General features: G+C 39.9%; 1 protein-coding gene. It reads right to left on the bottom strand.

The window, feature by feature from the left end; genetic code table 11:
- Positions 1–103: 103 nt before the first annotated feature.
- Positions 104–696: CsiV family protein (locus tag A3756_RS03695; protein ID WP_156490243.1), on the bottom strand; the 593-nt coding region annotated here is incomplete at its 5' end.

The raw sequence follows: 696 nt of genomic DNA, 5'->3' as shown, positions 1-696 counted from the left end.
CAAATAGAAGGTAAAAGGGTGTCAGAAGTTCTGGTTTCATTTGTGCTTGATTTATCGTTCATAATAAGTCGCTAGATAACGCTAATAATAGTAGCTCTATCTGCTAGATCTCGGGCTCTGGCTCTAATTTATTAATGGTGACAATTAAACCGATTGCCGGGTGATCTAAATAATGAATTTCTCCATATTTTAAGCGCCGGCTTTGGTGTAAACGGAATACCTGACTAGGTATCCTGGAGGAAGAGTGCTTGCTTAAAACAATTTCGTCTGGCTTGTATGCTTGTAGCAATGAATCAGTTTTGTGTCGAATAGTGCTGGTCGAAAGTAGCCAGTCGAAAATGTTTCGCTCTGGATAAAACAAAAAACTGGTAAGAAATAAATCTGCTTCGATGTGCATGTATCGGGAACGTTTAATAGTAAGCGTTCCCTCTAGGTGAGTTTCACCATAATAGCTTTCATTTTGAACTACATCGGTCAGCGCAGATATACGAAGTGGGGGTAATGTGCTGCCTGGTTCCATGGCTTGTTGCCAAGCGCCATATTTAATGACGCGTACATCCCTACTTTTATTTAATTTTGAAAGCGCATCATTGAGTTGCATTGATGAACTATCAAGCTGTTCATATTGGAAGTTCGATAAGGTTTCTAAACCTTCGATCAAATGAGTGTATTGTGAATGCCGAGGTGGATTGTAGG

It is taken from the genome of Oleiphilus sp. HI0086 (assembly GCF_001635225.1).
The sequence above is the reverse complement of the archived record's forward strand: the minus strand, read 5'-3'. Positions and strand labels throughout refer to the sequence as shown.